General features: G+C 68.6%; 22 protein-coding genes. 11 read left to right on the top strand and 11 right to left on the bottom strand.

The features are described 5' to 3' along the window. Positions 1 to 52: 52 nt before the first annotated feature. A complete protein-coding gene (locus P8T65_RS23460; protein ID WP_316727222.1) occupies positions 53 to 1,597 on the top strand; it encodes a YibE/F family protein in 1,545 nt (514 codons plus the stop codon). 29 nt (positions 1,598 to 1,626) lie between these two features. Here P8T65_RS23460 and P8T65_RS23455 read toward each other — a convergent pair whose 3' ends face one another. Next, a complete protein-coding gene (locus P8T65_RS23455; RefSeq protein ID WP_184906419.1) occupies positions 1,627 to 2,064 on the bottom strand; it encodes an SsgA family sporulation/cell division regulator in 438 nt (145 codons plus the stop codon). Positions 2,065 to 2,162: 98 nt separating this feature from the next. Next, positions 2,163 to 2,888, bottom strand: a complete 726-nt coding sequence (locus P8T65_RS23450; RefSeq protein WP_399099850.1) for an IclR family transcriptional regulator — start codon at positions 2,886 to 2,888, stop codon at positions 2,163 to 2,165. 7 nt (positions 2,889 to 2,895) lie between these two features. Between P8T65_RS23450 and P8T65_RS23445 the strand changes: the two genes are divergently transcribed. Beyond that, complete coding sequence (locus P8T65_RS23445; RefSeq protein ID WP_316731966.1) at positions 2,896 to 3,318, top strand: hypothetical protein; 423 nt, start codon at positions 2,896 to 2,898, stop codon at positions 3,316 to 3,318. Positions 3,319 to 3,619: 301 nt separating this feature from the next. On the opposite strand, the gene P8T65_RS23440 is transcribed toward P8T65_RS23445, so the two are convergent. Together P8T65_RS23440 and P8T65_RS23435 are read right to left on the bottom strand one after the other, a co-directional pair. Continuing rightward, positions 3,620 to 3,832, bottom strand: a complete 213-nt coding sequence (locus P8T65_RS23440; RefSeq protein ID WP_316727221.1) for a DUF5326 family protein — start codon at positions 3,830 to 3,832, stop codon at positions 3,620 to 3,622. 163 nt (positions 3,833 to 3,995) lie between these two features. Further along, positions 3,996 to 4,313: a cupin domain-containing protein gene (locus P8T65_RS23435; RefSeq protein ID WP_033530837.1), complete on the bottom strand. Its 318-nt coding sequence runs from the start codon at positions 4,311 to 4,313 to the stop codon at positions 3,996 to 3,998. A 57-nt stretch (positions 4,314 to 4,370) separates the two neighbouring features. On the opposite strand from P8T65_RS23435, the gene P8T65_RS23430 reads away from it, so the two are divergent. From P8T65_RS23430 to P8T65_RS23420, 3 genes are read left to right on the top strand one after another with little or no spacing between them, the layout of a single operon-like run. Continuing rightward, complete coding sequence (locus P8T65_RS23430) at positions 4,371 to 4,748, top strand: phage holin family protein (RefSeq protein WP_316727220.1); 378 nt, start codon at positions 4,371 to 4,373, stop codon at positions 4,746 to 4,748. Positions 4,749 to 4,757: 9 nt separating this feature from the next. Then, on the top strand, positions 4,758 to 5,249 hold the full coding sequence (locus P8T65_RS23425) for a low molecular weight protein-tyrosine-phosphatase (RefSeq protein WP_316727219.1): 492 nt from the start codon (positions 4,758 to 4,760) through the stop codon (positions 5,247 to 5,249). Then, the gene (locus tag P8T65_RS23420; RefSeq protein ID WP_184906410.1) at positions 5,246 to 6,391 is read left to right on the top strand and encodes a cystathionine gamma-lyase; all 1,146 of its coding nucleotides are present in this window, start codon (positions 5,246 to 5,248) and stop codon (positions 6,389 to 6,391) included. The genes P8T65_RS23425 and P8T65_RS23420 overlap by 4 nt, the downstream gene beginning before the upstream one ends. Before the next feature lie 111 nt (positions 6,392 to 6,502). Here P8T65_RS23420 and P8T65_RS23415 read toward each other — a convergent pair whose 3' ends face one another. Beyond that, positions 6,503 to 7,765, bottom strand: coding sequence for an IS701 family transposase (locus P8T65_RS23415; RefSeq protein ID WP_198655123.1), 1,263 nt, complete (start codon positions 7,763 to 7,765; stop codon positions 6,503 to 6,505). Between the two features lie 259 nt (positions 7,766 to 8,024). Between P8T65_RS23415 and P8T65_RS23410 the strand changes: the two genes are divergently transcribed. Both P8T65_RS23410 and P8T65_RS23405 read left to right on the top strand, forming a co-directional pair. Next, complete coding sequence (locus P8T65_RS23410) at positions 8,025 to 8,930, top strand: LysR family transcriptional regulator (RefSeq protein WP_316727218.1); 906 nt, start codon at positions 8,025 to 8,027, stop codon at positions 8,928 to 8,930. A gap of 123 nt (positions 8,931 to 9,053) precedes the next feature. Continuing rightward, positions 9,054 to 9,536 carry an NUDIX hydrolase gene (locus tag P8T65_RS23405; RefSeq protein WP_316727217.1) on the top strand — a complete coding sequence of 161 codons (483 nt, stop codon included), beginning with the start codon at positions 9,054 to 9,056 and terminating at the stop codon, positions 9,534 to 9,536. Between the two features lie 74 nt (positions 9,537 to 9,610). On the opposite strand, the gene P8T65_RS23400 is transcribed toward P8T65_RS23405, so the two are convergent. Further along, complete coding sequence (locus tag P8T65_RS23400) at positions 9,611 to 11,083, bottom strand: globin domain-containing protein (RefSeq protein WP_316727216.1); 1,473 nt, start codon at positions 11,081 to 11,083, stop codon at positions 9,611 to 9,613. Positions 11,084 to 11,693: 610 nt separating this feature from the next. Between P8T65_RS23400 and P8T65_RS23395 the strand changes: the two genes are divergently transcribed. Further along, complete coding sequence (locus P8T65_RS23395) at positions 11,694 to 12,560, top strand: GNAT family N-acetyltransferase (RefSeq protein ID WP_316727214.1); 867 nt, start codon at positions 11,694 to 11,696, stop codon at positions 12,558 to 12,560. Positions 12,561 to 12,593: 33 nt separating this feature from the next. Here the strand turns inward: P8T65_RS23395 and P8T65_RS23390 are convergent, their stop codons facing one another. Next, positions 12,594 to 13,805: an MFS transporter gene (locus P8T65_RS23390; protein ID WP_316727213.1), complete on the bottom strand. Its 1,212-nt coding sequence runs from the start codon at positions 13,803 to 13,805 to the stop codon at positions 12,594 to 12,596. Positions 13,806 to 13,945: 140 nt separating this feature from the next. Between P8T65_RS23390 and P8T65_RS23385 the strand changes: the two genes are divergently transcribed. Both P8T65_RS23385 and P8T65_RS23380 read left to right on the top strand, forming a co-directional pair. Next, positions 13,946 to 14,404: a MarR family transcriptional regulator gene (locus tag P8T65_RS23385; protein WP_316727212.1), complete on the top strand. Its 459-nt coding sequence runs from the start codon at positions 13,946 to 13,948 to the stop codon at positions 14,402 to 14,404. 9 nt (positions 14,405 to 14,413) lie between these two features. Beyond that, complete coding sequence (locus tag P8T65_RS23380; RefSeq protein ID WP_316727211.1) at positions 14,414 to 14,866, top strand: GNAT family N-acetyltransferase; 453 nt, start codon at positions 14,414 to 14,416, stop codon at positions 14,864 to 14,866. Between the two features lie 80 nt (positions 14,867 to 14,946). Here P8T65_RS23380 and P8T65_RS23375 read toward each other — a convergent pair whose 3' ends face one another. Both P8T65_RS23375 and dnaB read right to left on the bottom strand, forming a co-directional pair. Then, positions 14,947 to 16,332: a serine hydrolase domain-containing protein gene (locus P8T65_RS23375; protein WP_316727210.1), complete on the bottom strand. Its 1,386-nt coding sequence runs from the start codon at positions 16,330 to 16,332 to the stop codon at positions 14,947 to 14,949. A 50-nt stretch (positions 16,333 to 16,382) separates the two neighbouring features. Further along, complete coding sequence (gene dnaB, locus P8T65_RS23370; protein WP_184906398.1) at positions 16,383 to 17,858, bottom strand: replicative DNA helicase; 1,476 nt, start codon at positions 17,856 to 17,858, stop codon at positions 16,383 to 16,385. A gap of 449 nt (positions 17,859 to 18,307) precedes the next feature. Between dnaB and P8T65_RS23365 the strand changes: the two genes are divergently transcribed. Continuing rightward, a complete protein-coding gene (locus P8T65_RS23365; protein WP_399099836.1) occupies positions 18,308 to 19,654 on the top strand; it encodes an MATE family efflux transporter in 1,347 nt (448 codons plus the stop codon). A gap of 134 nt (positions 19,655 to 19,788) precedes the next feature. Here P8T65_RS23365 and rplI read toward each other — a convergent pair whose 3' ends face one another. Both rplI and rpsR read right to left on the bottom strand, forming a co-directional pair. Beyond that, complete coding sequence (gene rplI / locus P8T65_RS23360; RefSeq protein WP_184906394.1) at positions 19,789 to 20,235, bottom strand: 50S ribosomal protein L9; 447 nt, start codon at positions 20,233 to 20,235, stop codon at positions 19,789 to 19,791. An 18-nt stretch (positions 20,236 to 20,253) separates the two neighbouring features. Then, the gene (rpsR, locus tag P8T65_RS23355) at positions 20,254 to 20,490 is read right to left on the bottom strand and encodes a 30S ribosomal protein S18 (RefSeq protein WP_003949403.1); all 237 of its coding nucleotides are present in this window, start codon (positions 20,488 to 20,490) and stop codon (positions 20,254 to 20,256) included. Between the last annotated feature and the right edge of the window lie 15 nt (positions 20,491 to 20,505).

Here is a 20,505-nt window from a genome sequence, read left to right as displayed (position 1 = left end):
AGATGTGGCGCGGTGAACAGTGGGCATCGCTCGTTCTTGCGATGATCGGTCGGTGACCACGACGCAGCAGCCCCCGCCTCCGCCCCCCGAGCCGCCCCACGGCCATGGCCCTGGAAACGTCCATGGGCATGGATCCGACGGTGGCCATGGATACGGCTCCGGTGGCGGCCACGGCTCCGGTGGAGGGCACGGCTCCGGTGGAGGGCACGGCTCCGGTGGAGGGCACGGCTCCGGTGGAGGGCACGGCTCCGGTGGCGGCCACGGCTCCGGTGGAGGGCACGGCCAAGGCCCGTCCTCCGGCGGCGGCCATTCGCACAGCCATAGCCACGGCCCCGCCGCCCCCGTGTCGCAGCACCTGCGCAAGGTCATCGCGGCGGTGCTGATCCCCTTCGCGACCGCGGTCGTCGTGGGTCTCGTCGTGCTCTGGCCCGGCGGCGCCCCCGCGCACGAACGCACCGGGGTGGGCTTCGACCGACAGACACAGCAGGCCACCGTCACCAAGGTCGAAGAGGTCAGCTGTTCTTCGGTGAACGCCTCGGGCGGGACCCCGACCGGCGACACGTCCACCGCCGAGGGCTCGTCGGCCCAGCAGCAGGCGAACGGCACCTGCAAGAAGGCCACGGTCCGGGTCGACACCGGTGACGACAAGGGGCGTACCTTCACCGAGATCGTCCAGCCCGACCAGTCACGGCAGTTGGAGCAGGGCCAGGAGGTCGTGGTCGCCTACGAACCCGCCGCGCCCAAGGACCTGCAGTACTCGGTGACCGATGTGAACCGGAAGTTCCCGATGGTGCTGCTCGCCGGGATCTTCGCACTCGCCGTGGTGGTCGTGGGCCGGATGCGCGGCCTCATGGCCCTGGTGGCGCTGGCCATCAGCTTCCTGGTGCTGACCCTCTTCATCCTGCCGGCCATCCTGCAGGGCTCGAACCCGCTGGTGGTGGCGGTGGTCGGGGCGAGCGCCATCATGCTCATCGCCCTATACATGTGCCATGGGCTCTCCGCCCGGACCTCCGTGGCGGTGATCGGCACCCTGATCTCGTTGCTGCTGATCGGGCTGCTGGGTTCGGGTTTCATCGGCTCGGCCTACCTGACCGGCAACACGGACGACAACACCGGTCTGATCCATGGGCTGTACCCCACGATCGACATGAGTGGCCTGTTGCTCGCGGGCGTCATCATCGGCTCGCTCGGCGTGCTCGACGACGTGACCGTCACCCAGACGTCGGCGGTGTGGGAGCTGCACGAGGCCAATCCGACGATGGGCTGGCGGAACCTGTACCGCGCGGGCATCCGGATCGGCCGCGACCACATCGCATCGGTGGTCAACACCCTCGTTCTCGCCTATGCCGGTGCCGCGCTGCCGCTCCTGCTGCTCTTCTCGATCGCGCAGAGCAGTGTCGGCACGGTCGCCAACAGTGAGCTCGTCGCGGAGGAGATCGTGCGCACGCTCGTCGGCTCGATCGGCCTGGTGGCATCGGTGCCGGTGACTACCGCGCTGGCCGCCCTGGTCGTCGCAGCCGACCGTCCGAACAGCGCCGAAGCGGCGTCCGTGCCCGCTCCGGCTCGTGGTGGAAGGGGGCGCCGGCGCAAGCGCTGAAGCGTTACGGCACCCCGGCGCCGTAACGTTCAGCCCGCGCTCTGCTCCTCCGCCAGGATGCGGTCCAGAGCCTCGTCGAGCAGTGCGTCGAAGTCGGCGAGGGAACGCTCCTGCCCCAGCGGCACGAGCTTGTCCGTGCGGTCCAGGAAGGCCACCAGCGGCGCCGTGCCGACTCGGAACATCGCCTGGTCGCTCCCCACTTGCAAGCGGATCAGGACCTCGCCGAACGTCTCCGGATCGGCGGGCGCGATGTGGACGTCCCCGTCCCCGCACGGCCGCCCGACTCCGTCGATGAGCAGCTCCCGCCCGAACGCCCAGGTCACCGGGGCATCTCCGGGCAGGTGAAAGGTCAGCCGCACGGCGTAGGGATCACAGGTCTCGTAACGCAGCTCCACCGGAATGCGGAAGGAGAGTTCTTCCGAGACGAGGAAGCTCATCATGACCTCTGCCTGTACCGACTCGTGCATCGCCTACCCCGCCGTGTTCGTCGACTGGCCAGGAATCATCCGCCTGACACCCCTGGAAGTTTGCTGAAAGTACACGAGAGATCACAAGGAGTGATTTTTCAGATGCTGATAGAGATCGCGAGTGTCCCTAGCAGCTTCCCGATCTCCGTCTGCAACTGATGGGCCACCGGCATCAGCCGGGCCGCCTGGTGCGAGGGCAGCGAGATGGCGAGGGCCCCGGCAGTCGTCCCCACGGTGAGGGGAAGCGCGGCACAGACCGTCCCGAGGGCGTACTCCTGATGCTCCACCACCGGCTCCATGCGCCCGAGGCGACCGAGGCGCCGGAGCAGTGTCTCCTCGTCACGAACCGTGTACGGGGTGAGGGACTGCGCCGGGTGGCGGTCCAGATGGTCGAGGCGGGCCCCCTCGCTCAGTTGGGACAGCAGGCACTGTCCGATGGCGTGGGCGTGCGCCGTCTCACGAAAGTCGGCCCATTCCTCGACGGCCGGGATGCTCGGGCTGTCGGCGACGCACATGACCTCGATCTCGCCGTCCCGGTAGATGGCGAAGTACACGGGCACGCCCAGGGTGTCCCGCCAGTGCGCCAGCGCCTCACTCACCGTGCTGCGACGTTTCTGCTGCGCTCCGCTGCTGCTCAGCCGCTCCGCCGCTTCACCGAGGAAGAACAGCCCCTTCTCCCGGCGCAGATAGCCCTCGTGCACCAGGGTGCGGAGCAGGTGGTAGGCCGTGGGCAACGCGAGACCGGCGTCCCGTGCCAACTGTTTGGCGGGTGCTCCGTGTTCCCGCTCGGCGACGGCCTCCAGCAGCCGCATCGCCCTCTGCACGGAACCGATGAGGGTGCCGGAGTTCGCCTCCGGCACGGTCGGCGGCGCGGGCGAGGGGATGCGGGCCCCTCGCCCCGGCCCGTGCCCGTGGGACGGCACCGAGCGGACGAGCCCCGTCGTCTGCGCCTGGTTCCGGAGCGGTGGTGCCGGCGGCCGCGCCTCGGTCCTGGTCGGCGATGACGGCGCCGGGGCCGGCCCCGCGGCCGCCGGACGCTGTGCCCGCTTCCGGGACGCGGAAGGCTCGGGCCGCCGCACGTTCTCCTCGCCCGGCGAGGTACGTGGCTGCACAGGAGGCGCCAGGGCCGTCGAGGGCGTCGCCCGCGGAGATGCCGGTGGGCCATGCGTCTCCGGGGCCCGGACACGTGACGGCTCGGCTACCGTCGCAGGCGTCGATCTGGGGCCCGGCTGCGTAGGAGGAACCGTGCTCTGAGACGACCGGGAGCGTGGCCGGGGGGACGGGGAGAGCGGTTCTGCTGATGCGGTGTCAGCCGTGGCCAAGGGTCGCTCCCGAAGCGCGAGGAGGGCCGCCCGTGCGGGCGACACGGGAGGAGATGCGCCGCTTGCGGGGTTCGATCCCGCGGCGAGTTTCCGGACTCTAGCCGCCCGTCACCGCCCGCAGACGGCCCCGCCGGGAAACTTCCCCCTGGCGAGGGAACCTCACGTTCCTGTTACCGGCGCGCCCTGACCGGGCTCACCCACTCACGCCACAGCCGTTGCACGGCGCTGACGCCTCACCAGTCGCCGCGTGACGAGGATCCCGCCGTGAACTTCCTGACGACGTAGATCAGTCCGCCGACCAGCGCCACGAAGATCAGCGCCTTGAAGAGCAGGCCCACCACGACCTGGACAACACTGACTATCAGCCCTCCGAACACCAGCAGGGCGATGACCGGCACCGCGATCCACTTCACCCACCACGGCATCCCCTCGAAGATCTCCCGCATCGCCCTTGCTCCTTGTGTCTCCACCCGTCGCCCGCCACCGGGACACTGATTCCGGGCCTTCTGCTGTCCTGTCATCGATGCTATGGCGGTGCGAGGGTGTTCCGGGGGCTTCGCATCCCTTGTCCGTCCCTGATCGTCCCCCTAGGGAACGCCGAAGCGGACGTCAGCCCTCCGGCGGAGAGAACACCACCACGACCCTCAGGTCCTCGGTGATGTGGTGGAACTTGTGGGCGACCCCGGCCGGCACGTACACGACACTGCCGCGTGCCACCTGGGTCGTCTCCAGCCCCACCGTGAGCGAGGCACGGCCGCTCACGACGAGGTACACCTCGTCCTGGCTGTGCGGCCTCTGCGGATCGAGCTCACCGGCATCGAGCGCGTACAGACCGACCGACATGTTCCGCTCGCGCAGGAACTGCAGATAGGCACCGTCGTTGGCGGCACGCTCCGCCTCCAGCTCATCCAACCGGAATGCCTTCATCGACTTAGTCGCCCCTGCCCAGTACTCGTACCGATCGCTTCTGCCACGATCAGACACATGATGAATTTCCTAGTCAAGACGATCGCCAACGCCGGCGCCCTGGCGGTCGCGGTGTGGCTGGTCGACAAGATCACGCTGACCGGGGACAGCACGGGCAAGAAGGTCGGCACGCTGCTGCTGGTCGCCCTCGTCTTCGGCCTGGTGAACGCGCTGGTCAAGCCGCTCGTGCGCCTGTTGACCCTCCCCCTGTTCATACTCACGCTCGGCCTGTTCACGCTGGTCGTGAACGCCTTGATGCTACTGCTCACCTCCTGGCTGGCCGACGTCCTCGACCTGAGCTTCCACGTGGAGGGCTTCTGGACCGCCGTGCTCGGCGGCCTGATCATCTCGATCGTCTCGTGGGCGCTCTCCCTCGTCCTGCCCGACGGGGACTGAGGGTCCGCCATGACGTACCGAGTCTGCTTCGTCTGCACCGGCAACATCTGCCGTTCCCCGATGGCCGAGTCCGTCTTCCGCGCCCATGTCGAAGAAGCGGGGCTCGGCGAGCTGGTGGAGGTCGACAGTGCGGGCACCGGGGGCTGGCACGAGGGCGACGCCGCCGACCCGCGCACGGCATCCGTCCTGGAGTCGAACGGCTACGAGGGCGTCCACACGGCCCGACAGTTCCAGGTCTCTTGGTTCGCCCGCCTGGACCTCGTCATTGCCCTCGACGAAGGTCACTTCAAGGCCCTGCGCCGCCTCGCGCCGACGGCGGCGGACGCGGACAAGGTCCGCCTCCTGCGCTCCTACGACCCCGCCGCCGGAGGCGACCTCGACGTTCCGGACCCCTACTACGGGGGCATGGACGGATTCGAGGAGTGTCTGGAACTCGTGGAGGCCGCGAGCCCAGGTCTGCTGGCCGCCGTACGGGAGAACATGGAGGTAGGGGCCGCGTGAGCACCGAGAACCCCGAATCGGGCCCCGGCGAGGGCACCCGCGCGGTGCGCGCCGGCCTGCCCGAGCCCGTCAAGCACGAGCCCACCCTCCCCGGGCCGGTCTTCGCCGCCCACTACCACCTGCCGGGCGAGCCCACGGGCCCGTACGCCTACGGACGCGACCAGAACCCCACCTGGACGCTTCTGGAACGCGCCATCGGCGAACTGGAGGCCCCCGGGCACGACGACGTCGAGACGGTCGCCTTCGCCTCCGGCATGGCCGCCATCTCGTCCGTCCTTTTCTCCCAGGTCCGCTCCGGGGACGTCATCGTCCTGCCGAGCGACGGCTACAACGTCCTGCCACTGGCCGGTGACCAGCTGCGGTCGTACGGCGTCGAGGTGCGCAGCGCGCCGACGGGCGGCGACGCCCAGCTCGACGCCCTGGACGGCGCCAGGCTGCTGTGGATCGAGACACCGTCGAACCCCGGGCTGGACGTGTGCGACGTGCGCCGGCTCAGCGAAGCGGCACGCGCGCGAGGGTGTCTCGTGGCCGTCGACAACACACTGGCGACACCGCTCGGACAGCGCCCGCTGGATCTGGGCGCCGACTTCGCCGTGGCCAGCGGAACGAAGCAGTTGACCGGCCACGGGGACGTCCTGCTCGGGTACGTCGCCGGACGCGACCCGGCGCTCATGGCCGGTGTGAGGCGATGGCGCAAGATCGTCGGTGCGATCCCGGGGCCGATGGAGGCCTGGCTCGCGCACCGCTCGCTCGCCACGCTCCAGCTACGTGCCGAACGGCAGAACGTCAACGCCCTGGCGGTGGCCGAGGCGCTCAAGGGCCGCCCCGAGGTCACCGGGGTGCGCTATCCGGGACTTCCCGACGACCCCTCGCACAAGATCGCCTCGCAGCAGATGCGGCGCTACGGGTGTGTGGTGTCGTTCGAGTTGCCCACGCGCGCGCGTGCCGACCGATTCCTCGACGCGCTGCGCCTCGTGGACGACGCCACGAGCTTCGGCGGGGTGCGCTCCACCGCCGAGCGACGCGGCCGTTGGGGAGGTGACGCGGTTCCGGAAGGCTTCATCCGGTTCTCGGCCGGCGCGGAGGACACGGACGATCTCGTGGCGGACGTGCTACGAGCGCTCGCTGTTGCTACCGACTAGTAGTGCTTGGTCAGGTCGGTATCGGTTCTGGCATGTTGCGGTGACAGGTGGGGCAGGCGCCGGTCCAGACCGCGAGGAGTAGCTGCAGTTCGCGGGCGACCTGGTAGAGGCTCAGGCCGGCGCCGTCTCTTTTGGGGACCGGGTGATGCGCTGAAGGGTGCAAAAGGCGTGTGCGACGGAGACGAGGGTGACGTGGTGGTGCCAGCCTCGCCAGGTGCGGCCTTCGAAGTGGGCCAGGCCCAGGGTCTGCTTCATCTCGCGGTAGTCGTGCTCGATGCGCCAGCGTAGTTTCGCGGTGCGCACGAGGGTGGCCAGCGCCGTGTCGGCGGGAAGGTTGGACAGCCAGAACTGGACGGGTTCGGGCTGGTCGGCGGGCCATTCGGCCAGCAGCCAGCAGACGGGCAGTTCCGGGCCGTCGCAGGCTTTGCGGATCTCGCGTCCGGCGGGCCGCACGCGCAGGGCCACGAAGCGGGAGTACATGCGCTTGACGCCGCTGCGGCCGCTGCCCGGGCGGGAGCCTTCCCGCCACTGCACCGGCCGGGCTGTCTGCTTGCCGGCCTCGATGACCAGCTTCTTCACCGTCCTGGCCGCCTCGGGATAAACCGGCTGGGGCCGAGGGCCGCGACCGCCGTAGGGCGGGGTATGCGGCCGTGCCGTTTCCGGGTGGGCGGTGGTCGTGGTGGAGATGCCGACCGCGTAGCCGAGCCCGCGTTCTTCCAGGCCCAGCCGGAAGGCTGCGGTATCGCCGTAACCGCCGTCGGCGACGACGATCGGGACGTCGATGCCCCACGACCTGGTCTCGTCGATCATGTCCAGGGCCAGCTGCCACTTCTCGACGTGTCCGACGTCGGTGGGGATGCCGCACGTGGTGCGGCGGGCCACCTTGCCCGGATCGGCCTTGGACGAGGCGGGATCCCAGCTCTCGGGCAGGAACAGACGCCAGTCGACAGCAGCCGACGCGTCGTCGGAGGCCAGGTGCAGGGACACCCCGGCCTGACAGTTGGTGACCTTGCCCGCGGTGCCGGTGTACTGCCGGGCCACACACGCCGAGGCGTCCCCGTCCTTGAGGAAGCCTGTGTCATCCACGATCAGCGCGGTCGGCTTGACCACCTGCTGCATCCGCCAGGCCAGGCGGGCGCGGACATGCGCCGCGTCCCACGGGCTGGTGGTGATGAAGTTCGCCAGGGCCTGCCGGTTGCCGTCCTCGCCCAGGCGGGCGGCCATCGGTTCCACCGACTTGCGCCGCCCGTCCAGCAGCAGGCCCCGCAGATAGACCGTTCCCCACCGGCGTTGATCCGCCCGCGCGAACGGCTCGAACATCTCTGCCGCGAAGTCCTCCAGATCACATCGGACCGCGGCAAGCTCCCCACCCATCACAACAGGTCAACGGAACAAGCGATCAAACGGACACGCCACCGGCGAGTGAACCTGACCAAGCACTACTAGTACCGCGCTACGTACAACGGACGGTCCGAGCCTCCCCCCTCGTGGCTCGGACCGTCCCCGGTTCCGCGCGCGAAGAACCGCGCGACCAAGGCTAGTTGACTCTGTGTCAGTGTCCAATCACAGTAGCGACAGAAACCTATCGACTTATTTATAGTTGGGCGCTCCGGAGGCGACGTGGGAGGCGACCATGGATCTGGCCTTACTGCGGACGTTCGTGACCGTGCACCGGGCCGGTTCCTTCACTCGCGCCGCCGCTCTGCTCGGTCTCTCGCAGCCGGCCGTCACCTCCCAGATACGCACGCTGGAGCGCCAGTTGGGCCGCCCGCTCTTCCTCCGCAGGGCCCGGGGCGTGACACCGACGACCATCGGCGACGAACTCGCACACAAGGCTGCGCCGCATCTCGACGCGCTGGTGGAGATCGCCGAGACCGGCCTCGACGACGAGTCGTCCTTACGGACCCTCCATCTCGCCGGCCCTCCGGAGTTCACCGCCGAGCGGGCCCTGCCCGCGCTCACCGAACTGAAGGGCGACGACGGCCAGGGCTTCGCGCTCCGGGTCTCCTTCGGAAACTCGGACGAGGCGCTGGCGGGCCTCGCCGCCGGACACCACGACCTGGCCATCACGACCGCCCAGCCGCGTGGTGCCCTTCTCACCGCGGCCCCCCTCTGCGACGAGGAGCACGTCCTGGTCGCCGCCCCGCACTGGGCGGACGTGATCGGTCCGGGCCGGCCGGGGCGCAAGGAGGCGCACGCGCTGGAGGAGCTTCCGCTCGTCGAGGTACACGAGTCACTGCCCTTCATCGCCCGCTACTGGGCCTCGGTCTTCGACGCGCGGCCCGCCGCCTCCGGGACCGTCGTCGTCCCGGACCTGCGCGCGGTCGTCGGCTGCGCCGTCTCGGGCGCCGGACTGGCCGTGGTTCCCCGTTACCTGTGCGCTTCCGCCCTGGAGCGCGGTGACCTCGTCACGCTCCTGGAACCCGCGGTGCCCCCGTTGCGAACCTATTTCCTGGTGGTCCGTACCGGCACCCTGGCCATGCCGCACATCGCGCGGGCGCACGAGTGGCTGCTGGACACCGCGGCGAACTGGTCCTGAGACCACCTTGGAACCCCTGGGCGGAGGGGAGAGCCGATCGCGGACCGACCGTGAGCGCCGGGGTGCCCTTCTTCCTCGCGCCGGTGATGTTTCACGTGGAACATGCGGGGCCACATTTCTCCCATGACCGTACGACCCGTGGTCAAGCGCACCGCCCGCGCCGTTCTGCTCGACGGCGACGACCTGATCCTGATCAAGCGGACCAAGCCGGGCATGGATCCCTACTGGCTCACGCCGGGCGGCGGTGTCGAGCCGGAGGACACCACGGTCGTCGACGCGTTGCACCGCGAAGTGCACGAGGAACTCGGCGCCAAGATCACCGATGTGGTGCCCTGTTTCGTGGACACCGTCGAGCACATCGGTGAGGACGGCGGCGCCACAGGGGTGAAGGTCCAGCACTTCTTCGTCTGTCACCTGGAGTCCATGGACCCCTCCAAGCGACACGGCCCCGAGGTGGACGAGCCACTCGGGGAGTACGAGATCGTGCGCATCCCCTTCACCCGGGTCGGCATCGCCTCCGTACACCTCGTCCCGTTGTCCCTGCGGCACTACCTGGACGGGAACATCGAGGGTGTACGGGCGATGCACGCGCCCGACCTCGGCTGAGCGTCCGCGGACGACCGCCGAAGACCAGCCGCTCGCTCGGTCTCCGCCGTCAGCCGCTCGGCTTGTCCCGGGTGTCAGTCCCCCGCCGCCACCAGTTCCTCCACCGAGTCGTGGCGTATGCGGTCGGCGGAGATACCGGCGGCCTTCAAGGCGTCCACACCGCTGCGGATCATGCCGGGCGGTCCGGAGAGGTAGGCGTCGTACCCGTTCCAGGGCCCGTGGTCCCGTATGGCGTCGGGCAGTTGCAGCAGTCCGTGCTTGTCCACGACCGGGCGGACCTCGAGCCACGAGTTGCTCTGCTGCAGCCGTAGCAGCGTGTCCAGGTCATAGAGGTCCTGGCCCGTGCGGGCGCCGTAGAAGACCTCGACGGGACGGTGCCGTCCATGTTCGGCCACGTCCTCCACGATGGCCTTGATCGGCGCTATCCCGGTGCCCCCGCCAAGACAGAGCAGGCCGCTGTCGCTGCTGTGATCGACGGTCATCGCGCCGGCCGGCGGTCCCAGTCGCAGCACGTCACCGGGCCGGGCGCGGTGCACGAGCGAGTTGGAGACCCAGCCCGCGGAGATCGCCTTCACATGGAACGACAGCAACCCGTCCGAGCGGGGCGCCGAGGCGAAGGAGTAGTGCCGCCAGATCCGCGGCCACCAAGGGGTCTCCAGGCTCGTGTACTGCCCGGCGAGGAAGGGGTACGGCTGGTTCGGGCGGACGGTGAGGATCGCTGTGTCCGCCGTTCTCAGATCGTGCGAGACGACCTCGGCGAGCCACCAGGGCGGGGAACGCAGCTCGTCCGCGGCCGCCGCGTCGATCATCACCTGGGAGATCGTCGTGTACGTCCTGACCCAGGCGGCCTCGGTCTCCTCGTCCCAGATCCCCTTGGCGTACCGGCTCAGCGCACCGATCAGACACTCGCCGACCGCCGGGTAGTGCTCGGCCTGGGTCCCGTACTTGCGATGGCCACGGCCGAGGCTCTGCAGGTAGTCGACGAGGACGGGAGTGTTGTCGACGTGCTCGGCAGCGGTCAGCAGTGCCTTGAGCAAGCGGTCGCGCTGGGCGTCCATGGCCGGGGGGAACATCGACCGCAGTTCGGGGTGCTGGACGAAGAGCAGCGCGTAGAAGTACGAGGTGACCTTGTCGGCGACCGGTCCGACCTCGGCCATGGTCCGCCGGATCAGAACGGCATCGGGGGAGGGGGGCGCCGTCTGTCCGGCGGGCTCGTCCGGCACGCGCGGGTCGAAGACGGAGTGCTCGGTGCCGTGGTCCGGGGCGGGTGGAGGGCTGAGTGGGGTGCTGGGAGGAAGGCCCGCGCCGGTCTGTATTCGCTCCCGCGCCGCGCCTTCCCGGTGGTGCCGCACGCCGGTCGGTGGCTCCTGGGAGCGGCCCACGGGCCGCAGGCCTGCGAGGCGGTTGCCGTCTGGTTCCTGGTCCCCGCCAGGGAGTGGCGGCGATGTGCGAGGCGTGAACCAACCGCCTCCGTCAGCGTCCCCCGAAGTACCGTTGCCGGCCGACGTGGTGGTCGGAGCGTCCATGGTCTGCCTCGCCTCGAACATCTTTCGGTCGATCTGCGTACGCCCTCCAGCCGGAAGTCGCACGTTTCCCCCGCGGACGGCCTTGCATTCCCCGTTCGTTCCCCGTCGACCAATGCGGCCACATTCAACCCGGAATCCCGCTCCGTACGGACAAGTAGATGAGAGTGTGACGTGAGCCGCAGCACCCACGGCAGCGTTCCATAGCGCGCGAACGCCCCCGCCTCGTAGCGGAAAACGCAGGTTCTCGATCTCCCTGTCCGGTTAGGCTGCATTGAGCTGCGTTCGTACCCCCACCATGAGACAACTGCATCTCGCTTCGGACACGAACCGGACTCGACCCTACCGGCAGGGCCGTCACACACAAGTCCCCCCTGGCAGTACCGGGAATTCAACTGGCGCGAATCAGTGATTCCTTCAATTACCGGGCGCGCCATACTCATTCATAGGCATCCCACAGATCCTGCCGCCGAGTGCCTACGCAGCCACGCCTGTGCGGGTATGCCCGCAGACGGATGTTTCACGTGAAACATCCGTCCACACGCTGTTCGGTTGTGCACGAGATGGCCAGAACAGCGCACGTCGACAGCAAACCAGTGGACGACGGGGGCGCGTGTCGGACAGCCTGACCTGCGTGCCGACACCTTCCCCCACCCTTGTGCCCATCCGCCGTCTGACGCCTCGCGATCTCACCGCCTGCGCCGACTTGTCCGAGGACCGGGGCTGGCCTCGCGAGGAGCACAAGTGGGGGCTGCTGCTGTCGGCCGGCACCGGATATGGCATCGATGACCCCGAGGGCGGGCTGATCACCGCCTGCGTGGTCACCGAATACGGCCCGGCGGGCCGCCCGGCTCTGGGGGCGATCGGCATGGTGCTGGTCGCCGAGCGGCATTCCCGCCAGGGCATCGGTCGCCGCCTGATGCGCCATGTCCTCGCGGAGATGGGCACGACACCGCTGACGCTGCACGCCACTCCGAACGGACGCCCGCTCTACGAAGAGCTCGGCTTCAAGGTCGCCGGACGGGCCGAGATGGTGCGCGGGCACTTCACGGCAGGAGGACCGGACCCTGCGGTCTCCACCCGTCCGGCCACGGCCGGGGATCTCACCACGATCCTTCGGCTCGACGAAGAGGTCTTCGGCACGGACCGGACCCACATCCTCACCCGGCTCCCCGCGTTCTCCGACCAACTGCACGTCGCGGAGGAGAACGGCGAGATCATCGGATACGCGGCCGCCTGGCCCAACCTCGACAACCAGGTCGTCGGTCCGCTGATCGCCCGTGACACCGAGGTGGCGAAGGCGCTCATCGCTTCCCTCGCCGCCCACACGGATCTGCAATTGCGCACCGACATCGACGTTCGCCACGAGGAACTGCTGACATGGGTGAAGGACCGCGGTCTGGCGTCGATCGCCTTCAACTCCGTGATGACGTACGGGATCCCTGAGCTGCCGGGTGACTGGACCCGGCGCTACGCGCCACTGACCGTGGCAGCGGGTTGAGGCCGGTACTCCGCAGCCTCGTCCCGCCGACCGTCAGTGGTGGGCAGGTGCCGACCGGGCGTCCGCTCCCGCAGATCGGGCGACACCCTTGCCGGGGGCGCTCTCCCCGCGCTCCAGCGCTGTCGCGACGAAGGCCAGCACGAGTGCGCTCACGGCGAGTGCGGCTCCGACCCAGTTGGGTGCCGTGTAGCCGAGGCCCGCGTCGATGACCAGGCCGCCGAGCCAGGCGGCGAGCGCGTTGCCGAGGTTGAAGGCACCTATGTTCACAGCCGAGGCCAGGGTGGGTGCGCCATGCGCCTGGTCGAGGACCCTCTTCTGCAGCGGCGGCACGGTCGCGAAGCCGAGTGCGCCGACCAGCGTGAGGGTGACAGCGGCCGCGATCTTGTCGTGAGCGGTGAAGGAGAACAGGGCGAGGACGACAGCCAGGCCGCCCAGCAAGACGTACAGCATGGGCATAAGCGCACGGTCCGCGTACTTGCCGCCGACCAGGTTGCCACCGACCATGCCGAGGCCGAAGAGGACGAGGAGCCAGGTGACGGAGGAGTCGGCGAAGCCGGCGACACGCGTCATCATCGGCGCGACGTAGGTGACCGCTGCGAAGACCCCACCGAAGCCCAGCACCGTCATCGCCATGGCCAGCAGCACCTGGACGTTCTTGAACGCCGCCAGCTCGTGCCTGAGGCGGACCTCTTCCGGCCTGGGCATCTCGGGAAGCAGACGGGCGATGCCCAGTAGCCCGACGACGCCCAGTGCCGTGACTGCGGCGAAAGTGACCCGCCAGCCGACGGACTGTCCGATCAGCGTGCCCAGGGGAACACCGACGACGTTGGCGACGGTCAGACCGCTGAACATCATGGCGAGAGCACCGGCCTTCCGGTCCGGGGCGACGAGGTCGGCCGCGACCACCGAGCCGATACCGAAGAAGGCCCCGTGCGCGAGAGAGGCGACCACACGCCCGAGGAGCATGACGGAGTAGGAGGGGGCGAGCGTGGAGAGCAGGTTGCCCATGACGAACAGGACCATCAGCAGTATGAGCATGCGCTTGCGAGACACCCGCGTGCCCAGGGCGGTCATGATCGGCGCTCCGAGCACGACACCGAGTGCGTATCCGGTCACGAGGAACCCCGCGGCCGGGATGGATACACCGAAGTCGCCGGCGACCTCGGGCAGGACTCCCATGATCACGAACTCGGTCGTACCGATACCGAAGGCCCCGATCGCAAGAGCCAGAAGCGCGAGAGGCATGAGGGCGTACACCTTCCGAAAGACTGCATGAGCGCTTTACCAGCGTACACAATAGTTGCATACGCGCTATATATGCGTCTGCCGACAGTTGCAGGGGTGGCCTATCCTGGGGACGATGCTTCGGGACGGAGGGACTATCGATGACAGCCACAGATCCCGCGCTCACCGCCCTCGCCCAGGGCTGGTGCGCCCTTTCCCTGTTGCACGGGAGGATCGAGGCCCACATCGAGCGCGCACTCCAGGCCGGGCACGACCTGAGCGTGCGCGAGTACTCGCTGCTCGATGTGCTCAGTCGCCAGCACGACGGTGAGGGCGGGCACCTGCAGATGAAGCAGGTCGCCGACGCGGTCGTCCTCAGCCAGAGCGCGACCACCCGTCTGGTCACTCGGCTCGAGGATCGCGGACTGCTCTCCCGCTATCTGTGCCCGACCGACCGTCGGGGTATCTACACCGATGTCTCCGAGGCGGGTCTGCGCCTCCTCGCGGCAGCACGCCCCACCAATGACACCGCTCTGCGCGAGGCTCTGAACGCGGCCGCCGAGAACCCCGCACTGGCCCCCCTCGTCCGCGTCGTGGAGTCGCTGAACGTGTCCGCGTAGGGTGCGGGCATGGGAGATCTGGACATTCGCCCAGCGACCGAGGACGACGTCCCCGAGATCGTCGCGATGCTGGCCGACGATCCTTTGGGCGCCCAGCGCGAATCACCGGACGATCTGGCCCCCTACCTCACCGCCCTGGAGCGCCTCAGTGATGACCCCCACCAACACGTGGTGGTCGCCGTCCGTCAGAGCCGTGTCGTCGGCACACTCCAACTGACGATCGTTCCAGGGCTCTCCAGACGCGGCTCCACCCGCGCGATCATCGAAAGCGTACGGGTGCACGCCGATGAGCGCGGCACCGGACTCGGAACACAGCTCATCGAGTGGGCGATCGACGCATCACGAGCAGAGGGCTGCCAGTTGGTGCAGCTGACGTCCGATGTCACGCGCACCGAAGCCCACCGCTTCTACGAGCGGCTCGGATTCCAGGCCACCCACGTGGGTTTCAAGCTGCCCCTCTGAGACGGCGCCCGTGAAGGGCTGTCGCGTCGCGTTTCACGTGAAACATCACAGGACGAGCCCCTCACAGCCGCAGATACGGGCTATGCGATGCCCCGCCAGCCCTCGGGATCCACTCCGCCGGGCACCGGAGCCCCCTCGGCGTACGGCTGACGCGTGAACACGAACGATCCGAGGTCCAGGTGGCTCACCGCCCCGTCGGGCCCTCGTACGGCCCGCAGGAGCTCTCCGGCGAAGTAGCCGTTGAGCCCCGTCCAGCTGCCGTCGTCGTTCCGTCGGAAACGAGCACAGCGCAGAGTCGCGGCAAGCGGCTCCAGCGAGAGACCTTCCCCGGCGGTGAGCCGCAGCACGAAGCTGTACGTCCCCCAGTACCAAGGTCCGACCAACTCCAGGACCGATCGGTCCACTTCGGTCAGCGGCCGCCACGGCTCGGGGATCCGCGGCTCGGCCTCCGCCACGATGCGTACGAGGTCGGCGGCCACCTCCGACAGCGCCGGCCCGGAGGTGCAGTTGGTCAGCACCACGGCTGCCACATCGTCCTCGACGCTGATGGTCAGCTGGGCGAGGAAACCCGGCACCGAGCCCCCATGACCGACGAGGAGCCGGCCGTCACGGTGCTGCAACTGCATCCCGAGCCCGTACGCCGCTCCGGCCGCCACATCGGCGGCCTCCCCCGGCGCGGCCGGCGTCCGCATCTCCAGGACCGACTCCGCGCTCAGCACCCGCTCGTCCCCCTTGGCCAGGAAAGCCGCGAACCGCGCCAAGTCACCTGTCGTGGACCAGAGTTGACCGGCCGGGCCCATACGGCCCAGGTCCTCGACCTGCTCCGGCAGCATCACGTCCGCCCAGGGGTGCACGGCCCAGCCACCGGCGTGCGGCGCCTCCGGGTGCCAGGTCGTGCGGCGCAGGCCGAGGGGTTCGAGCACCTCGCGTCGCAGGACCTCTTCCCAGGGAGCATTTCGCAGCTCCTCGACGAGCGCGCCGAGGAGCGTGAACCCGGGGTTGGAGTAGTGGAAGCGACGGCCTACGGGATGGCGATGGGGCTGCTCCCCGAGAACGTCGGCGAGCTCTGGGCGCAGGGACCCTGACGTCCGCTCCCACCAGGGCGAAGGAGACTCCGCCGCCAATCCCCCTGTGTGCGCGAGCAGTTCGGCGATGGTCGCCTCCCCCGCGCCTGTCCCGGGCAGGTGCTTCTCCAGCGGATCGCCGAGGTCCAGCACGCCCTCGTCACGGAGCCGCATGACCAGAACAGCGGTGAAGGTCTTGGTGATCGAACCGATCCGGTACTGCACGTTCGCGTCCGGCCCGTGCCCGGCCACCGAGGTTCGCGCCCCTTTCCACACCGTCTCCCCGCCCCGGACCACCGCGGCGACCAGAGACGGAGCCCGCCCCTCGGTCTGGGCGACGGCGATGCGGTGCAGCAGTGCCCGGCGTGTGGCGGGGAGCAGCTCTTCATGAGGTGTTGTCATGAGCTCAGTCCACCGGGCCCGGCACCGGGAGTCGAGCGCATTTCGCCCGGTCAGGTCTGTGCCATGTCCACGAACCGCGAGTAGTGGCCCTGGAAAGCGACCGTGATCGTGGCCGTCGGACCGTTACGGTGCTTGCCCACGATGATGTCGGCCTCGCCGGCGCGCGGCGACTCCTTCTCGTAGGCGTCCTCGCGGTGCAGCAGGATCACCATGTCCGCGTCCTGCTCGATCGATCCCGACTCACGCAGGTCGGAGACCATGGGCTTCTTGTCCGTACGCTGCTCGGGGCCACGGTTGAGCTGTGACAGGGCGATCACCGGCAGCTCCAGCTCCTTGGCCAGTAGCTTCAGGTTTCGCGACATGTCCGAGACTTCCTGCTGACGGCTCTCGGACCGCTTGCCGCCGGACTGCATGAGCTGCAGATAGTCGATGATGACGAGCTTCAGGTCGTTGCGCTGCTTCAAGCGCCGGCACTTGGCGCGGATCTCCATCATCGACAGGTTCGGGGAGTCGTCGATGTAGAGCGGCGCGGCCGACACGTCCGGCATCCGGCGGGCCAGGCGCGTCCAGTCCTCGTCGGTCATCGTGCCGGACCGCATATGGTGAAGGGCCACGCGCGCCTCCGCCGACAGCAGACGCATCGCGATCTCGTTGCGCCCCATCTCGAGCGAGAAGATCACGCTCGGCATGTTGTGCTTGATCGAGCAGGCTCGCGCGAAGTCCAGCGCCAGCGTGGACTTACCCATGGCGGGACGGGCCGCGATGATGATCATCTGACCCGGGTGCAGACCGTTGGTGAGCTGGTCGAGATCCGTGAAGCCGGTCGGCACACCGGTCATCTCCCCCGACCGCGAACCGATCGCCTCGATCTCGTCGAGCGCGCCCTCCATGATGTCGCCGAGCGGCAGATAGTCCTCGGTCGTGCGCTGCTCGGTGACCGCGAAGATCTCCGCCTGGGCCCTGTTGACGATCTCGTCCACGTCGTCGTCGGCCGCGTATCCCATCTGGGTGATGCGGGTGCCTGCCTCGACCAGGCGGCGCAGGACGGCGCGCTCGTGGACGATCTCTGCGTAGTACTCGGCGTTCGCCGCCGTCGGCACCGTCTGGACGAGCGTGTGCAGATAGGAGGCGCCGCCCACCTTGGTGATCTCGCCGCGCTTGGTGAGCTCGGCGGCGATGGTGATGGGGTCGGCGGGCTCGCCCTTGGCATAGACGTCGAGGATCGCCTGGTAGATGGTTTCATGAGCCGGCTTGTAGAAGTCGGGCCCCTTGAGGATCTCGACCACGTCGGCGATGGCGTCCTTGGACAGCAGCATGCCGCCGAGGACGGACTGCTCGGCGTCGAGGTCCTGCGGCGGTACGCGTTCGAAGGCCGAACCCCCGCCGTCCCACTCCCGGTTGTCCCGGCCCCGGTCGTGCCGCTCGTCCCTGCTCCGGTCTCCGTCCGGACGCCGGCGGGAAGGGGGCAGACGATCACTGGGCCCGCTGTCGGCCCACGGGTCGTCCAGGGGCTCGGAAATGCTCACCGAGCGACCTCCTCCCGTCCGCCGAGCGGACCTCGCCGTGCTTCTCATTTCTACGGCACGACACTGACAAATGAGAGGCCCAACTCCGGTTCTGGCGCGTCGGTTTTGCGAGGTTTCCGCGATCAGCCAGGGAGTGGGCGCCGCACCACCGTAGGCCCGTCGGCACCGTCAGCCAATCTGGTTATCCACAGGCCATGTGGACGACGGGCCAGATGCTGTGGAGAACTCTGCAAAACCTGTGCACGACTCGGTGGACAGGCCTGTGAACAAGAACCGCGCCATAGGTTCACCACCGTTCTGACCTGCACATTTACCATCCACGGGCTGTGCAGAAGAAAAACTTTCTCGACCGGATCAAGATCATCAAGATCGGCGCACGAGAACGCACCCGACCAGGCAGCATGTAATGACTGCAAGTGCTTTGCATCTCTTACCTGTGGAAGATTAGATTGGTGCTCATGACACAGGCTTCCGAGACCACCAAGGCCGCCCGGCGTCGGCACGATCGAGAGATCATCACGCTGGCCGTTCCGGCCTTCGGCGCGCTCGTCGCGGAGCCGCTCTTCCTCATGGTCGACACCGCCATCGTCGGCCACCTCGGCACCGCCCAACTGGCCGGTCTTGGAGTCGCCTCAGCCCTCCTCGTCACCGCGGTGAGCGTCTTCGTCTTCCTCGCCTACGCCACCACGGCCGCCGTCGCCCGCCGCGTGGGAGCGGGAGATCTACGGGCCGCCATCCGTCAGGGCCTGGACGGTATCTGGCTGGCCCTGCTGCTGGGAGCAGCTGTCGTCTCCGTGGTCGTCCCCATGGCCCCCACCCTCGTGTCCCTCTTCGGGGCCTCGGACACTGCGGCTCCCTACGCCACGACCTATCTACGGATCTCGGCCCTCGGCATCCCGGCCATGCTCGTCGTGCTCGCCGCCACGGGCGTCCTGCGTGGCCTCCAGGACACGAAGACACCGCTCTACGTCGCCGTGGCGGGGTTCGTCGCCAACGGTGTATTGAACGCGGGCCTCGTCTATGGGGCCGACCTCGGTATCGCGGGATCCGCCTGGGGCACGGTCGTCGCCCAACTCGGCATGGCCGCCGCATATCTCTGGGTCGTGATCCGTGGTGCCCACAGACACGGCGCCTCGCTGCGTCCGGACATCGCCGGCATACGAGCCTCGGCCCAGGCGGGGGTGCCCCTGCTGGTCCGTACGCTCTCGCTGCGGGCGATCCTCATGATCGCCACCGCGGTGGCCGCCCGGCTCGGGGACGAGGACATCGCCGCACACCAGATCATCCTCTCGCTCTGGAGCTTGCTCGCCTTCGCCCTGGACGCGATCGCCATCGCCGGACAGGCCATCATCGGCCGCTACCTCGGTGCGAGCGACGCCCAAGGAGCCCGCGATGCCTGCCGCCGGATGGTCCAGTGGGGAGTCGCCACGGGTTCCGTGCTCGGACTCCTGGTGGTCGCCGCCCGTCCCTTGTTCATCCCCATCTTCACGAGCGATCCGACGGTTCAGGAAGCGGCACTGCCCGCTCTGGTCGTGGTGGCGCTCGCCCAGCCGATCTCCGGCGTCGTCTTCGTGCTCGACGGAGTACTGATGGGCGCGGGAGACGGCCCCTACCTGGCCTGGGCCATGCTCCTCACCCTGGCGGTCTTCGTCCCGACCGCGCTGCTCGTCCCCACCTTCGGCGGTGGTCTGACCGCCCTCTGGGGCGCCATGACGCTGATGATGGCGACCCGCATGCTGACCCTGTGGCTGCGGTCCCGGTCCGGGCTCTGGATCGTCACAGGTGCGACGCGCTGAGTTCCGGGGGATGCTCCCCGCCGAGAACCCGCCGAAGTCCGCTCCGTTTCACGTGAAACATCGCCGCGTCATGCGTATGGGGCCGCACCCTTCGCAGGGTGCGGCCCCATACGTCGCTTCAGCGAGCGCGGCCCTTAGGCCGCGATGACCTCGATGTTGACCTTGGCGGCAACCTCGGGGTGCAGACGCACGGACGTCTCGTGAGCGCCCAGCGTCTTGATCGGAGCAGCCAGCTCGATGCGGCGCTTGTCGACCTCGGGGCCACCGGAAGCCTTGATCGCGGAAGCGATGTCGGCCGGGGTGACGGAACCGAAGAGACGACCGGCGTCGCCGGAGCGGACGGCCAGACGAACCTTGACAGCCTCGAGCTGACCCTTGATCTGGTTGGCCTGCTCGATGGTCTGGATCTCGTGGATCTTGCGAGCACGACGGATCTGCTCGACGTCCTTCTCGCCGCCCTTGGTCCAGCGGATAGCGAACTTCCGCGGGATCAGGTAGTTGCGAGCGTAGCCGTCCTTGACGTCGACGACGTCGCCGGCAGCGCCGAGGCCGGAGACCTCGTGGGTGAGGATGATCTTCATGTGTCGGTCACCCTTCCCTTATCGTGCGGTGGACGTGTAGGGCAGCAGCGCCATCTCACGGCTGTTCTTGACGGCCGTGGCGACGTCACGCTGGTGCTGCGTGCAGTTGCCGGTCACGCGGCGGGCACGGATCTTGCCGCGGTCGGAAATGAACTTCCGCAGCATGTTCGTGTCCTTGTAGTCCACGTACGTGACCTTGTCCTTGCAGAAAGCGCAGACCTTCTTCTTCGGCTTGCGCACAGGCGGCTTCGCCATGGTGTATCTCCTGTG

It is taken from the genome of Streptomyces sp. 11x1 (assembly GCF_032598905.1).
Lineage (GTDB): Bacteria > Actinomycetota > Actinomycetes > Streptomycetales > Streptomycetaceae > Streptomyces.
This window is presented reverse-complemented; position numbering and strand designations above follow the sequence as displayed.

Coding starts and splice junctions, on each gene's coding strand:
- P8T65_RS23385 (WP_316727212.1), top strand. CDS start 13,946: ATGACAGCCACAGATCCCGCGCTCACCGCCCTCGCCCAGGGCTGGTGC.
- rplI (WP_184906394.1), bottom strand. CDS start 20,235: ATGAAGATCATCCTCACCCACGAGGTCTCCGGCCTCGGCGCTGCCGGC.
- P8T65_RS23455 (WP_184906419.1), bottom strand. CDS start 2,064: ATGCACGAGTCGGTACAGGCAGAGGTCATGATGAGCTTCCTCGTCTCG.
- P8T65_RS23375 (WP_316727210.1), bottom strand. CDS start 16,332: ATGACAACACCTCATGAAGAGCTGCTCCCCGCCACACGCCGGGCACTG.
- rpsR (WP_003949403.1), bottom strand. CDS start 20,490: ATGGCGAAGCCGCCTGTGCGCAAGCCGAAGAAGAAGGTCTGCGCTTTC.
- P8T65_RS23445 (WP_316731966.1), top strand. CDS start 2,896: ATGAGGGTGCCGGAGTTCGCCTCCGGCACGGTCGGCGGCGCGGGCGAG.
- P8T65_RS23400 (WP_316727216.1), bottom strand. CDS start 11,083: ATGTTCGAGGCGAGGCAGACCATGGACGCTCCGACCACCACGTCGGCC.
- P8T65_RS23440 (WP_316727221.1), bottom strand. CDS start 3,832: ATGCGGGAGATCTTCGAGGGGATGCCGTGGTGGGTGAAGTGGATCGCG.
- P8T65_RS23380 (WP_316727211.1), top strand. CDS start 14,414: ATGGGAGATCTGGACATTCGCCCAGCGACCGAGGACGACGTCCCCGAG.
- P8T65_RS23405 (WP_316727217.1), top strand. CDS start 9,054: ATGACCGTACGACCCGTGGTCAAGCGCACCGCCCGCGCCGTTCTGCTC.
- P8T65_RS23390 (WP_316727213.1), bottom strand. CDS start 13,805: ATGCCTCTCGCGCTTCTGGCTCTTGCGATCGGGGCCTTCGGTATCGGT.
- P8T65_RS23410 (WP_316727218.1), top strand. CDS start 8,025: ATGGATCTGGCCTTACTGCGGACGTTCGTGACCGTGCACCGGGCCGGT.
- P8T65_RS23415 (WP_198655123.1), bottom strand. CDS start 7,765: ATGGGTGGGGAGCTTGCCGCGGTCCGATGTGATCTGGAGGACTTCGCG.
- P8T65_RS23430 (WP_316727220.1), top strand. CDS start 4,371: ATGATGAATTTCCTAGTCAAGACGATCGCCAACGCCGGCGCCCTGGCG.
- P8T65_RS23425 (WP_316727219.1), top strand. CDS start 4,758: ATGACGTACCGAGTCTGCTTCGTCTGCACCGGCAACATCTGCCGTTCC.
- P8T65_RS23435 (WP_033530837.1), bottom strand. CDS start 4,313: ATGAAGGCATTCCGGTTGGATGAGCTGGAGGCGGAGCGTGCCGCCAAC.